Here is a 13,987-nt window from a genome sequence, read left to right as displayed (position 1 = left end):
CGCCGCGGCCGGCGGCCTGCTGCCCTGGGCGCTCGTCCTGGCCGGCCTGGTGGCGTGGGCCAACGCGGACTCCTCGGCGCGGCTCGCCGCCGAGCTGCCGACGTCCGGCGGGGCGTACGCCTACGGGCGCGCCCGCCTCGGGACCCCGTGGGGGGTGCTCGCCGGGACCGCCTTCCTCGTCGGCAAGACCCTCAGCGCCGGGGCCGTGGCCTGGGCCGTGGGCACCTACCTGTGGCCGGAGGCCGCCCGGGCGGTCGCCGTCACCGCGGTGGTGGCGCTCACGGCGCTGGCGGTCGGCGGGCTCCAGCGCGGCGTGGCCGCGACACGGGCCGTGGTGGTGGTCGTGCTCGGCACCCTCCTGGCGGTCGTGGTCGGCGCCGGGATCGCCGTCGTGGACGGGCGGGTGGCGGCGTCGACGTCCGCTGGGACCCCGTTCGACGGCGCCCTCGCGGACCCGGCGGGCGTTGCCGGGCTGCTCCAGGGCGCGGGCGTCCTCTTCTTCGCGTTCGCCGGCTACGCCCGGGTCGCCACGCTCGGCGAGGAGGTCAGGGACCCCCGCCGCACCCTGCCCCGGGCCATCGCGGCGGCCCTCGCCACGGTCCTCGTCGTCTACGCGGCGGTGGGCGCGGCGCTCCTCGCGGTGCTCGGCCCCGCCACCTTGGCCGCGTCGCAGCGCCCCGTGGCCGACCTCGTCGAGGTCCTCGCCGGACCGGGCTGGGCGTCGGTCGTGGTGGCCGTGGCGGCGCTCGCCGCCCTCGCCTCCGCCCTCGGCGTGCTGCTCGGGCTGAGCCGGACGACGCTCGCGATGGCCCGGGACGGCGTGCTGCCCCGTGGGCTCGCCCACCTCACGACCACCCGCAGGCTCGCCCACCCGACGGCGACCCGCCGGTCCGCCCGCGCGCACGACGGCGACCCCCGGCCGGTGCGGGCGCAGCTGGCGGTGGGCGGCGCCGTCGTCGTCGGTCTGCTGCTGCTGGACCTCCCGCGCGCGATCGCGGCGTCGTCGGTCGCGGTGCTCGTCTACTACGCGGTCGCGCACGCGGCCGCGCTCACCCTCCCGGGCCGCACCCGGCGGGTCGTGCCGGTGCTGGGGCTCGTGGGCTGCCTGACCGTCGCCGCGGCGCTGGCGTTGGGGCTGGCCGACGGCTGACCGGCGGCGAGCCCGTCGCGGACCGGCCGCAGACCGGCTGCCGGCACAGGACCGGCTGCAGGCTCAGGACCGGCGGGTCTCAGCCCGCGACGTGCAGGTGCCGGTGGTGCTCGGCGTGGAGCTCCTGCGCGATGCCGCCGGCCCAGTCGATGATCTCGGGCCAGTTGCGGAAGTCGCCCTCCGGCGCCTGCAGCAGGGCCACGACGGCGCGCTCGGCCAGCGCCAGCCGGCTCTTGTCCAGGGCGCCGCCGAAGGTACGGTGCCCGCGAGCGCCGAGCCGCGTGAGCAGGGAGGGGACCTCGTCCGGGTCGCCCGCGGGTGCGGGCGGGTCACCCAGCGGGCCCGAGGAGAAGAGCCACACCGGCCGCGCCGCCAGCTCGCCGGCCAGGCGGTCGACCATGGACCGCGCCGACGCGGCCCACCGGCCGACGTAGACGGAGGAGCCGAGGACGACGGCGTCGTAGGGCTCGAGCGACTCGACGTCGTCGGGCTCGGCGAGGGTGACGGTGAGCCCGTCGGACGCGAGCGCGTGGGCGATGACCTCGGCGATCTCCCGCGTCGAGCCGTGTCGGGACGCGACTGCCACGAGGACGTCCATGGGGAGCACCACCTCTCGCTCTGGCGGACCGGCTGAGGTCCACTGTCAGCATCCGGCCCGGCGGGGCAGGTCTCGTGGGCCGGAGGTCCCTCGGGGTGGGACGTCACCGGCCGTGACGTCCTCCGACGCGCGTCCACCGTGCGGGGGCGTGACACCCCGCTCGCCGTGCACGCCGGCGCGGGACCTGCGCAGACTGGCGCGATGAGCACCCCACCGCAGATCCCCACCGTCGACCTGCGCACCCCCACCGGTGACGTCCGGATGCCCCTGCTCGGACTGGGCACGTGGCAGTCCGAGGGCGACGAGGCCGCCCGCGCCGTCCGCCACGCGCTCGAGGTGGGCTACCGGCACGTCGACACCGCCACCGGCTACAGCAACGAGGACCAGGTGGGCCAGGGGCTCGCCGACTCCGGCGTGCCCCGCGACCAGGTCTTCCTCACGACGAAGCTGCCGCCCGACGCGGCGGGCCGCGAGCGCGAGACCCTCGAGGAGAGCCTTCGGCTCCTCGGCACCGACCACGTAGACCTGTGGCTCGTGCACTGGCCGCCGAACGGCGAGGCGACGCCGTCGACGTGGCAGGCGTTCCGCGACCTGCGCGACGAGGGCCTGGTGCGCGCGATCGGCGTCAGCAACTACTCGATCGCCCAGATCGACGAGCTCCTCGAGGCGACGGGCGAGGCACCCGCCGTCAACCAGATCCCCTGGAGCCCGACCGACTACGACCTGGGGCTGGTGACGGACCACGCCCAGCGCGGCGTCGTCATCGAGGGCTACAGCCCGTTCAAGCGGACGGACACGGACGCCCCCGTCCTGCGCGAGCTGGCCGAGGCCAAGGGCGTCAGCGTCGAGCAGGTCGTCCTGGCCTGGCACCTGCGCCACCGCGTCGTCGTCATCCCGAAGTCCGTGACGCCCGAGCGGATCGAGCGCAACCTGGACGTGCTGGACGTCCACCTGTCCGACGAGGACGTCGCCCGCATCGACGCCCTCGGCTCCCCCGCCTGACCCCCCTGCCGCTCGCCACGCCGGCCCCGCCGCCCCGCCGCCCGCCCTCCTGCCCGCCCCGCCGGCACCCGCCTCCGGCGCCACCCCCTCCCCGGGGCAGATCTCTCCCTTCCCGCCCACAGCAGGGCAGAAAGCGCCGAATCTGCCCCGGTGCGGGCGCTGATGGGCCAGGCGGTCGCGGGGTGGGGGGCCGTGGGGGCGTCAAGAACTGCGGTTCTGCGCTCGTGGCGCGTCGTGCCCCGGCCCGTCGGGGGTGCCACACTCCATGGTGGGGACGACGACGACCTCGCCGGCCCCTGCCTGCACCCACACCCAGGAGGCCCGCGCGATGACCACCACCGAGGACTCTCGGACCGACACGACCCCGACGGTCGACGCCGTCCCCGAGATCGCCCCGGACGCCGCCCACCCGTCGCACCCCGGCCCGCTCGAGACCGCCCAGGTCCAGCTGGCGCACGCGGTCCAGCGGCTCGGGCTCGACACCGGCATGCACGCGATGCTCGCCACCCCCCGCCGGGAGATGAACGTGGCCATCCCGCTGCGACGGGACGACGGCAGCACGGAGCTGTTCCACGGCTACCGCGTGCAGCACAACATCACCCGCGGCCCCGGCAAGGGCGGTCTGCGCTACAGCCCGAGCGTCGACATCGACGAGGTGCGCGCCCTGGCGATGTGGATGACGTGGAAGTGCGCCATCGTCGAGCTGCCGTACGGCGGTGCCAAGGGCGGCGTCTCGATCGACCCGCGCCACTACTCCACCGGGGAGCTCGAGCGCGTCACCCGGCGCTACACGAGCGAGATCATGCCGATGATCGGCCCCGAGCGGGACATCATGGCGCCGGACGTCGGCACGGACGACCGCACCATGGCCTGGATCATGGACACCTACTCGGTCAACAAGGGCTACACGATCCCCGCCGTCGTCACCGGCAAGCCGATCGACGTCGGCGGCTCGCTGGGCCGCGCGACGGCGACGTCCCGCGGCGTCGTCCACTCCGCGCGCGCCGCGCTCCGGGAGACGGGCCAGGACCTGGACGACGTCTCGGTCGCGGTGCAGGGCTTCGGCAAGGTGGGCTCGCACGCGGCGGAGTTCTTCGCCGAGGCCGGGGCCCGCGTGGAGGCGGTCAGCGACCAGTACGGCGGCCTCCACCGCAGCGGCGGCCTCGACCTGCCCCGGCTGCTGGACCACGTCCGCCGCACGGGCTCGGTCGTGGACTTCCCCGATGCGGACCCGATCCACAACGACGCGCTCCTGACCCTGGACGTCGACGTGCTGGTGCCGGCCGCCGTCGAGGGCGTGCTCACGGCCGAGAACGCCGAGCACGTGCAGGCGCCGCTCGTCGTCGAGGGCGCCAACGGCCCGACGACGGCCGGTGCGGACGCCATCCTGACCCGGCGCGGGATCACGGTCGTCCCGGACATCCTCGCCAACGCGGGTGGCGTCGTCGTGTCCTACTTCGAGTGGGTGCAGGCGCAGCAGGCGTACTGGTGGACGGAGGCGGAGATCGAGCAGCGTCTGGAGCAGCGGATGCTGTCGTCCTACGGGGCGGTCGCCGAGATGGCGCGCCGCGAGGGCGTCACGCTGCGGGACGCGGCCATGCTCATCGGCGTCAAGCGGGTCGCGACCGCGCACCGGACGCGGGGCCTCTACCCCTGACGGACGCGCGCCACGCGCACGCGGGAGGGTCGGAGCACGACGGTGCGCCGGCCCTCCTGCCGTGCAGGGCGCGGTCGAGCCCTAGGCTCTCCCCGTGAGCACCGACGCCATCAGCGCACCGCGCCGGACGACGTACGTCCTCGTCGACGGCGAGAACATCGACGCGACGCTCGGCGGGTCGATCCTCGGGTCGCGCCCCTCGCCGGAGCAGCGTCCCCGCTGGGAGCGCGTGCTCGACTTCGGCAAGCAGGCGTGGGACGCCGACGACGTCAAGGGCCTGTTCTTCCTCAACGCCTCCAACGGCACGATGCCGATGGGCTTCATCCAGGCGCTGCTGGCGATCGGCTTCCAGCCCATCCCCCTGGCCGGCGAGGCCCACGAGAAGGTCGTGGACATCGGCATCCAGCGCACGCTGGACGCGCTGGTGGACCGTGCCGGGGACGTCCTGCTCGCCAGCCACGACGGGGACTTCGCGCCGCAGCTCGCGCAGCTGCTCGGCCCGGGCCGCAACGTCGGCCTGCTGGCGTTCAAGGAGTTCACCAGCACCCAGCTGCAGCACCTCGGTGACGGCGGCCTGGAGATCTTCGACCTCGAGACCGAGGTCAAGGCCTTCAACGTGCAGCTCCCCCGCCTGCGGATCATCTCCCTCGACGAGTTCGACCCGCTGCGCTACCTCTGAGGTCGGGGGCACCGGCGGGGACGTCGGCCGGTGCCCGTCGGTCGCCCAGCCGCGCGCCGTCGGTCAGCGCCGGCGGGCCGCCTCCCGACGCGCCCGCAGCGCGACCGTCGCCACGACGACGACGGCGGCCGCGACGCCGGCCGCCGCGGCCGTCACCGTGGACCGGGGCTCGTCGGTCGACCGCGCGACGGCGATCCACGCGAGTCCCCAGGCGAGCGCGGCGCCGATGGCGAGCCGTCCCCGGCTGTGCACGGCCAGGCCGACGCCGACCAGCGCCGCGACGGCGAGGACCACGACGGCCCAGGTCTCCCCGCCCAGGCCCAGCTCGGTGAACCCACCGGCCGTCAGGACGGCCGCGGTGTTGGCGACCGTCGCCACGCTGACCCAGCCCAGGTACAGACCGAGCGTGCCGTCCAGGACGACGGCCTCGACGGTCCCCCGGGGGCGCGAGGCCACGAGCCGGACGTGCACGAGCGCCAGGACGACGAGCAGCGCGACGATGACGGGCACGCTGAGCACGAGCAGCTCGAGCTGGACGACCGCCAGCCACAGCGCGTTGAGCAGCATCGACGCCAGGACGAGCCACCCCACGCGCCGCTGCCGGGCGTCGGCGCGGCGGCTGGGCAGGGCCTGCCAGACCGCGTAGGCGAGGAGGCCGGTGTAGATCACGGACCAGATGGCGAACGCCGGCTGTCCCGGGGCGACCAGCGTCGCGTCCGCCGCCAGGGCGCCGTCGTCCACCTCGGTCTGGTCCTCCCCGCCGGTCGCGCCGGAGCCGACGAAGGCGGCGGCGATCGCGACGAGAGACCCGACGAGCACGACCACCTGCCGCACGAGGTCTCCGCCGCGGGCGTCGTCGGCCGGGGCGTTCAGCGGGCGGGAGTCGGTCGGGAGGGCTCGATGAGGGCTCACATGACCATCATGACCACGGTTCGTGACCATGTGCACCCCTGGTCCACGACGGATTCCGTCGTCTCCCGCCGTACCGGTCGCGCGCACACCGGATCCGGTCTACCGTCGGAACCACTCTCCCTGCCACCGCGAGAGCAGTGGCCGGCCTTCTGGGTCGAGGCGAGTCCGTGACGCCCTGTGCAGGCGAGACGGCCGCCACCGCCCCCGCCCGCGAAGTCGCGAGCGGGGGCGCAACCATGTCCGGGGTCGTTAAAGCCCTCACCCGGCGGACCGACGAACGGTGACGCTCGTCACGACGGAATCCGCAGCGGCGTTCCCGAGGCCGAGGCGCGGTGCTCCTTCCACGTGCGGGAGGGCCGATCCCTGCGCGAGACTTCGACCGTCCGGCCGGCACGGTGCCGGTCGGGACGCCGCGGCACCGCTGTCGCGGCCGAGCCGCTGGAGGTCCCGTGACGCCCGACCGCCGCCACGACGAGGTGCCCGTCGGCCCGGACGGCCGCCGAGAGACCGCGACCGAGCGGCTCGACCGGAACTGGAACGAGATCCTGCAGGAGCTGCGCGTCACGCAGACCGGCATCCAGATCCTCACGGGCTTCCTGCTCACGGTGCCGTTCTCCGCCCGGTTCGAGGACCTGGAGGCGAACCACCGGACGATCTACCTCGTCCTGGTGATCCTCGCCGCGACGACGACGGCGCTCCTCGTCGCCCCCGTGAGCCTGCACCGCCAGCTCTTCCGCCGGCACGCCAAGTCGGCCCTCGTCACCGCGGCGGACCGGCTGATGCGGGTGGGACTGGTCTTCCTCGCCCTGACCGTGAGCGGTGTGGTCCTGCTGGTCTTCGACGTCGTCGTCGACCTGCCGTTCGCCTTCGCGGCGGCCGGGGCGATCCTCACTCTCCTCGTGGCCGCGTGGTTCGTGCTGCCGGTCATCATGGGACGGCGGTCGCACGAGGACGCCCCGGTGAGGTGAGGTGAGCCCTTCCGGGGCGTCGGTGGGCCGCACGGGCGTCGCCACGTGCGCCGGCCCGGAATCCACGCCGTTGTGGACCCCGAGCCCGCGTCGGAACCGCCCCCGCCGGGGCGGCGGCACCCGTCAGCCGCGCGCGGCGCGCAGCCTCTCCTGCAGCGTCGCCAGCTCCTGGCGCACCTCGGACGGGACGCGCTCGCCGAACACCTCGAGGAACTCCTCCGTCAGCGCGCACTCCTCGAGCCACGCGTCGGGGTCGATCCGGAAGAGCTCGTCCAGGTCCTCCGCCGGGAGGTCCAGGCCCTCGAGCACGAGCGCACCCGCGGCGGGGATCCGCCCGATCGGGGTGTCGGCCGCCTCGGCCTCGCCCGCGACGCGCCGCAGGACCCACTCCAGGACGCGGGAGTTCTCGCCGAAGCCGGGCCACAGGAAGCGGCCGTCCTCCCCCTTGCGGAACCAGTTGACCTGGAAGAGACGGGGCGCGCCGGCCCCGAGGGTCTCGCCCATCCGCAGCCAGTGGGCCCAGTAGTCGGCCATGTTGTAGCCGCAGAACGGCAGCATCGCGAACGGGTCCCGGCGCAGGGTGCCGACGGCGCCCTCGGCCGCTGCGGTCTGCTCCGACGCGATGGTCGCCCCGAGGAACACCCCGTGCGCCCAGTCCCGCGCCTCGACGACGAGCGGGACGTTGGAGGCGCGGCGTCCCCCGAAGAGGATCGCGTCGATCGGCACCCCTGCCGGGTCCTCCCAGCTGTCGCTGATGCTTGGGCAGCGGTCCGCCCGGACCGTGAAGCGGGAGTTCGGGTGCGCCGCCGGCCGCCCGGCGTCGGGCGTCCAGTCCTGGCCCTGCCAGTCGACGAGGTGCGCCGGGGCCTCGGGCGTCAGCCCCTCCCACCAGACGTCGCCGTCGTCGGTCAGCGCCACGTTGGTGAAGACGGTGTCGGACCGGGTCATCTCCACGGCGGTCGGGTTCGACGCCTCGCCCGTGCCCGGTGCGACGCCGAAGAAGCCGGCCTCGGGGTTGATGGCGCGCAGCCGGCCGTCCGGGCCCGGACGCATCCAGGCGATGTCGTCCCCCACCGTCTCGGCGGTCCACCCCGGGACCGTCGGGCGCACCATCGCGAGGTTCGTCTTGCCGCACGCCGAGGGGAAGGCCGCGGCGACGTGGAACTGCCGGCCCTCGGGCGAGGTGAGGCGCAGGACGAGCATGTGCTCGGCGAGCCAGCCGTCGTCGCGCGCCATCACCGACGCGATGCGCAGCGCGAAGCACTTCTTCCCCAGCAGCGCGTTGCCGCCGTACCCGGAGCCGAAGGACCAGATCTCGCGGCTCTCGGGGAAGTGCACGATGTACTTGGTGTCGTTGCACGGCCACGCCACGTCCTCGCGCCGGCGACCCGCGGCGTCGACGAGCGGCATGCCGACGCTGTGCACGGCGGGGACGAACTCGCCGTCCGTCCCGAGCTGGTCCAGCACGGCCGACCCCACGCGCGTCATGAGGTGCATGCTGACGACGACGTACGGCGAGTCGGTGACCTCGACGCCGTACTCGGCGAGCGGCGACCCGACGGGCCCCATCGCGAAGGGGATGACGTACATGGTGCGGCCGCGCATCGAGCCCGCGAACAGGCTGGTCAGCTCCGTGCGCATCGCGCCGGGCGCCCGCCAGTTGTTCGTCGGCCCGGCGTCCTCGGGTCGCTGGGAGCAGATGAACGTGCGGCTCTCCACGCGCGCCACGTCGTCGGGCGCGGACCGGGCGAGGAAGGAGCGGGGGCGCTTCTGCGGGTTCAGCGGGAGGAACGTGCCGTCCGCGACGAGCTGGTCGCACAGCCGCGCGTACTCCTCCGGCGAGCCGTCGCACCAGACCACCTGGTCCGGCCGGGTCAGCTCGGCGATCGAGGCGACCCACGACCGCAGCGCACGGTGCCGGGTCGGTGCCTGGTCGACCGGGCCGGGGGCACCGGCGGGGCCGGTGGAGCGGAGGCTGGGGGCGGTGGCGGTGGCCGACGGCGCGTGGGGGCGAGCCGCCGGCAGGACGTCGGGGCGGTCCTCGAGCGTGGTCATGGCTTCCCTTCCGATCTGGGTGCGCCCGGTCCGGCGCCTCGTCCCACCATCACGCAGGTTTTCCCCCACTTCCAACCGCTACAGGGGGTAAGAACAGCGATTCTTTCGCTACTGTCATGTCATGGCTGATGAGCACCCCCTGGAGACGCCCTCGCCCGCGGGGAGCAGCCCGCGGCGGCGCCGCCCCGTGATCACCATCGCGGACGACCCGGTGACCGCGCCCTCACCGGCGACCGGCCTGCTGACCCTCGGGCGGCGCATCCGGCACCTGCGCACGGCCCGCGGACTGACGCTGGACCAGCTCGGCGCCGCCGTCGGGACCACCGCCAGCCAGCTCTCGCTCGTGGAGAACGGGCGTCGGGAGCCCCGGATCTCCCTGCTCCAGGCCCTGGCCGACGCGCTCGGCACGACCCCGACCGACCTGCTCGCGCAGGAGCCGCCGTCGCGGCGCGCGGCGCTGGAGATCGAGCTCGAGCGGGCGCAGGCCACGTCGCTCTACCAGGCGCTCGGCCTGCCCACCGTCCGCCCGGGCAAGACCCTGCCGACCGACGCCCTGGAGGCGCTCGTCGGCCTCCAGGCGGAGCTGGCGCGACGCACGGACGCCGCGATCGCCACGCCCGAGGAGGCGCGCCGCGCGATCACGGCGCTGCGACTGTGGATGCGCGAGCGGGACAACTACCTGCCGGAGATCGAGGACGCGGCCGCCGAGTCCCTCCGCCACGGCGGGTACACGTCGGGGGCCCTGACGCACCGGGCGGTCGCCCGCATGGCGCAGCACCTCGGGTTCACCCTCCTGCACGTCGCGGACCTGCCGCACTCCACCCGCACCGTCACGGACCTGGCAAACGGCCGGATCTACCTGCCGCCCGCCTCCATCCCGGGCGGCCACGGGCTGCGGTCCCTCGCGCTCCAGGCGATCGCGCACCGCGTCCTCGGCCACGTCCAGCCGCGCAGCTACGCGGACTTCCTCCGGCAGCGCGTGGAGATCAACTACTTCGCCGCGGCCTGCCTGCTGCCCCGCGAGGCCGCCGTCGCGTTCCTGGGCGAGGCCAAGCGGGCGAAGGACCTGGCGGTGGAGGACTTCCGGGACGCGTTCGGCGTGACGCACGAGACGGCGGCGCAGCGGATGACGAACCTCATGACCTCGCACCTGGACGTGCGCCTGCACTTCCTGCGCGTCGGGGACGACGGCGCGCTCTACAAGGGCTACGAGAACGACGGCGTCCGGTTCCCCACCGATCCGACCGGGGCGATCGAGGGGCAGCTCGTCTGCCGCCAGTGGGCGGCACGGTCGGCGTTCGAGCGCCGCGACCGGACCACCGAGTACTACCAGTACACGGACACCCCGGAGGGCACGTACTGGTGCACCACCCAGACCGGCTCCACCGAACGCGGCCAGTTCTCCATCACCGTCGGCGTGCCGTTCGGCTCGGCCAAGTGGTTCCGGGGTCGCGACACGACCACCCGGAACCGCTCCACCTGCCCGGACCCCGCGTGCTGCCGGCGCCCCGAACCGGGGCTCGCGGACCGCTGGTCGGCGCACGCGTGGCCGAGCGCCGCCCTCCACGCGCAGATCCTGGCGCCGCTGCCGTCCGGCACCTTCCCCGGCGTGGACGACTCGGAGGTCTACGCCTTCCTCGAGCGCCACGCCGGCTCGCGGCCGTCGCGCCCCTGAGCGGAGCCGCCGGAGCCGCCCGCCGGCACCAGGCGCCGAGCGCGCTGGGCGGGGTCCGGCGCGGGCAGGGTCAGGCGGGCAGGGTCAGGTGACGGTGTCGGCCTTCGAGGGCCCCCGCGGGCGCGGGACCCGCGCGTCGACGACGGCCCGGTCCACCGTGACGAGCGTCTCCAGGCGCGGCGCCGGGCGACCGAGGAGGTAGCCCTGCGCGTGACGGCACCCGGCAAGCCGCAGCAGGTCCAGCTGGTCGGCGCGCTCGACGCCCTCGGCGACGACGTCGACGCCCAGCTCGGCCGCGAGCGCGAACACGCCCCCGGACGACCGCGAGCGACGCGCCGTCGTCGGGCAGGCGCCGCACGAAGCTGCGGTCGATCTTGATCTGGTCCACCGGGAGGGCCTGGAGCCACGCGAGGGTGGAGAAGCCGGTGCCGAAGTCGTCCAGCGCGATCCGCAGCCCCATGCGGCGCAGCTCGGCGAGGTGCTCCGCGATGCGCGGGACGTCCGCGAGCGTCCGGCTCTCGACGATCTCCAGGTGCAGGCGCTCCGGGGCGATGTCGTGACGGGTCAGGGCGGCGCGGACGGTCCCGATCAGCCGGTCGTCCACGAGGGTCCCGCTGCCGAGGTTCACGGCGACGTTGAGCGGGGGGCGCCCGTCCGTCGGCACCGGCCAGCCCGCCAGCGCCGCGCAGGCGGCGTCGACGGCCCACAGGTCGAGGTCCGCCACGAGGCCCGACTCCTCCGCCAGCGGCAGGAACGCCCCGGGCGCGAGCAGCCCGAGCCGGGGGTGCGCCCACCGCAGCAGCGCCTCCGCCCCGACGACGACCGTGTCCTCGCCCGCCACGTCCACGACGGGCTGGAAGTACATGCGGAGCTGCCCGCGCTCGACCGCCTGGCCCAGCTCCGCCTCGAGGGACGGGACGACGAGCCGGTCGCGGACCGCGCCCGCGACGGCGACCTGGTTGCGACCCCGCTGCTTCGCCTCGTACATCGCCGCGTCCGCCGCCGCGAGCAGGCGGTCGCCACGCCCGTCCGTGCCCTCGTGCAGGGCGACGCCCACGCTGACGGTGACCCTCTGCTCGCGCCCCTCGACCCGGAACGGCTGGTCCAGCGCCTCGACCACCCGGCCGGCGAGCGCGACGGCGGTGGCCTCGTCGACGTCGGCGAGCACCACGGCGAACTCGTCCCCGCTGAGCCGCCCGACGAGGTCGTCGGGCCGGAAGACGCCGCGCAGCCGCCCGGCCACCTGACGCAGCAGCTCGTCCCCGGCGGCGTGCCCGTGCTCGTCGTTCACCGTCTTGAACCGGTCGAGGTCGCAGAAGAGGACGGCCGTGCCCTGCCCCGGCGGCGCGGCGCGGAGCACCTCGTGCAGCGTCCGGGCGAACAGGACACGGTTGGGCAGCACCGTGAGCGCGTCGTGCAGCGACTGGTGCCGCACGGTCGCGAGGAGGCGGGCCTTGGACAGCGCCGTGGCTCCCTGGGCGCTGACGGCGGTGACCCGCTGGGTCAGGTCCGCGTCGAGGTCCGCCGCCCTCGTCGGGCTCCCCCAGGAGGCGGTGACCATCCCGAGCGACGTCTCGCCGGCGACCAGGGGCGCGATGATCACGGCCGTGGCCTGGACCGAGCGCAGCATCTCCGCGACCGGGGCGCTCGAGGTCTCCACGTCCACGAGCAGCGCGTCCCGGCGGGTGAGCAGCTGACGCAGCTCCGGTGTGGGGTCGCCCGGCATGTAGGTGCCGATCAGGCTCGCGCGTCGCTCCGGTGACTGGCCCGACGCCGCCACGACGCGCAGCCGCCCCTCGTGCCACAGCATCACGCTGGAGGACCGGCAGCCCATGACGACCGGGATGGCGGCCGCGAGGACGTCCGCGACCGCCTGCTCGTCCTCGGCGGCGGCGAGGTCCTGGGCCAGGCGCAGCAGCGCGCTCGCGCGGTCGGACTCCGTGCGCGTCGTCTCCAGCGCGGTCAGCAGGTCCAGCGCCGCGGCCGCGTGCCGGCCGTAGGCCTCCAGGAGGGCGCGCTCCTCCGGCATCGCCGCGTGATCGGGGCCGTGGACCACCGCGAGGCGTCCGTGGCGGCGCCGCTGCGACGCGACGTCCACGACGGTGATGGAGGGGCCGTCGACCTCTCCCGCCAGGAGCAGACGGGCGAGATCGGCCTCCCGCCGGGCGGACAGGCCGCGGGAGCGGACGCGGGCCGGTCGCCCGTCCTCCCCGCCGACGACCAGCAGGTACGCCGGCGCGAGGACGGCGGCGGCGGCGCGGCTGACGATGCGGTCGAGGGCCTCCCCGACGTCGGCGCTGCCGACCAGGTCCGAGGCGGCGAGCTGGAGCTCCTTCATCTGCCCTTCCAGCGCGCGGAGCTCGACGTCCCGCCCGAGCGCCGGGAAGCGGCGGCGCAGCCCCTGCCGGTGCGGCGCCCAGGTGATGCTGTAGCGGCAGGACGGGAAGCCGTCGGCCTGGCACTGCGGGTGCTCCACCTGTGCGGGCGGGAGCCCGAAGATCGTCGGGACCGAGGACAGCAGCCCCTGGGCAAAGTCGCAGTCCAGCCGGGAGGGCTCGTAGCCCTCGTGCAGCCGGTAGTCCAGCTCCGCCGACGTCCGGGTGGTGCGCAGGACCTGCATGGTCGACGTCGTCGTGAACCGGGGGACGGCCCGGGTGACCGCCCGGAAGGCGGCCCGCGGCGAGCCGAGACGCCGCATCACGAGGAGCAGGGAGTTGTGCGCGCCCTGGGTGACGGCCGCCGCGCCCACCTGCTGCATGGTCGTCGGGTCGGCGAGGACCTCGGTGGCGGCGGTGAAGAGCCGGATCCGGGCGTCGTAGTCGATCCAGCAGGACGGGTCGCGCAGCTCGGCGGCCGTCTGGGGCACCTCGGCCCGGCGGACGACCTCCTCGACCGCGGCGGACCCGCCGCGCTCCTTCACGTGGGCGAGCAGCAGCAGCGTGGTGGCGCCCGACGTCTCCCGCCGTTCGTGGCTCATCGGGTCCCTTCATGGTCGCGCGCCCGCCGGCGGTCTGGAATCGTCTGCTCGTCGGACTTATCGACGGCGCAGGACCCTCCCGTGAGACATCGACCCGTCCCGGACCGGGTGATCTGAGCCTTCGGTCCCACGCGCGCCGTCCGGAGCCCGTCGTACGGTCGGCTGGCCCGGGGTCCGCGACACCTCCGGCGGACAGGGGACGGACCATGGGGAGCACTGGGAGCACCCGGCCGAAGGGCGGGGGCCAGGCAGCCGCTCGCCGCGCCACCGCGCCGCGCAGCAGCGCCACCGCGCCGCGCACCAGGGCCACCGCG

The 13,987-nt window shown here is 75.1% G+C and carries 10 protein-coding genes and 1 pseudogene; 6 read left to right on the top strand and 5 right to left on the bottom strand.

The window, feature by feature from the left end; genetic code table 11:
• Positions 1-1,150 (top strand): APC family permease (locus N866_RS11455; RefSeq protein ID WP_052022947.1); only part of this gene is annotated, 1,150 nt, incomplete at its 5' end.
• Positions 1,151-1,229: 79 nt separating this feature from the next.
• On the opposite strand, the gene N866_RS11450 is transcribed toward N866_RS11455, so the two are convergent.
• Positions 1,230-1,748 (bottom strand): flavodoxin domain-containing protein, encoded by a 519-nt coding sequence (locus tag N866_RS11450; RefSeq protein ID WP_034226443.1) that lies wholly within the window; start codon positions 1,746-1,748, stop codon positions 1,230-1,232.
• A gap of 201 nt (positions 1,749-1,949) precedes the next feature.
• Here N866_RS11450 and N866_RS11445 point away from each other — a divergent pair, with 201 nt between their 5' ends.
• The 3 genes from N866_RS11445 (at position 1,950) to N866_RS11430 (ending at position 5,086) form a co-directional block, all read left to right on the top strand.
• Entirely contained in the window at positions 1,950-2,750 is an 801-nt protein-coding gene (locus tag N866_RS11445; protein WP_052022949.1) for an aldo/keto reductase, read from the top strand.
• 328 nt (positions 2,751-3,078) lie between these two features.
• A complete protein-coding gene (locus N866_RS11435) occupies positions 3,079-4,407 on the top strand; it encodes a Glu/Leu/Phe/Val family dehydrogenase (RefSeq protein WP_034226439.1) in 1,329 nt (442 codons plus the stop codon).
• 94 nt (positions 4,408-4,501) lie between these two features.
• Positions 4,502-5,086 carry an NYN domain-containing protein gene (locus N866_RS11430; protein WP_034226437.1) on the top strand — a complete coding sequence of 195 codons (585 nt, stop codon included), beginning with the start codon at positions 4,502-4,504 and terminating at the stop codon, positions 5,084-5,086.
• Positions 5,087-5,149: 63 nt separating this feature from the next.
• Here N866_RS11430 and N866_RS11425 read toward each other — a convergent pair whose 3' ends face one another.
• Positions 5,150-5,998, bottom strand: a complete 849-nt coding sequence (locus N866_RS11425; protein WP_245612567.1) for a tryptophan-rich sensory protein — start codon at positions 5,996-5,998, stop codon at positions 5,150-5,152.
• A 449-nt stretch (positions 5,999-6,447) separates the two neighbouring features.
• Here N866_RS11425 and N866_RS11420 point away from each other — a divergent pair, with 449 nt between their 5' ends.
• Entirely contained in the window at positions 6,448-6,966 is a 519-nt protein-coding gene (locus tag N866_RS11420; protein ID WP_052022946.1) for a DUF6328 family protein, read from the top strand.
• A gap of 123 nt (positions 6,967-7,089) precedes the next feature.
• Here the strand turns inward: N866_RS11420 and N866_RS11415 are convergent, their stop codons facing one another.
• Positions 7,090-9,021 (bottom strand): phosphoenolpyruvate carboxykinase (GTP), encoded by a 1,932-nt coding sequence (locus tag N866_RS11415; protein ID WP_081802580.1) that lies wholly within the window; start codon positions 9,019-9,021, stop codon positions 7,090-7,092.
• A gap of 121 nt (positions 9,022-9,142) precedes the next feature.
• Here N866_RS11415 and N866_RS11410 point away from each other — a divergent pair, with 121 nt between their 5' ends.
• A complete protein-coding gene (locus tag N866_RS11410; protein WP_081802579.1) occupies positions 9,143-10,696 on the top strand; it encodes a helix-turn-helix domain-containing protein in 1,554 nt (517 codons plus the stop codon).
• Positions 10,697-10,780: 84 nt separating this feature from the next.
• Here the strand turns inward: N866_RS11410 and N866_RS22770 are convergent, their stop codons facing one another.
• Entirely contained in the window at positions 10,781-11,005 is a 225-nt protein-coding gene (locus N866_RS22770; RefSeq protein WP_081802581.1) for an EAL domain-containing protein, read from the bottom strand.
• A 19-nt stretch (positions 11,006-11,024) separates the two neighbouring features.
• Positions 11,025-12,257 (bottom strand): annotated as a pseudogene (locus N866_RS22765) (putative bifunctional diguanylate cyclase/phosphodiesterase); the annotation flags it as partial.
• Between the last annotated feature and the right edge of the window lie 1,730 nt (positions 12,258-13,987).

It is taken from the genome of Actinotalea ferrariae CF5-4 (genome assembly GCF_000603945.1).
Lineage (GTDB): Bacteria > Actinomycetota > Actinomycetes > Actinomycetales > Cellulomonadaceae > Actinotalea > Actinotalea ferrariae.
This window is presented reverse-complemented; position numbering and strand designations above follow the sequence as displayed.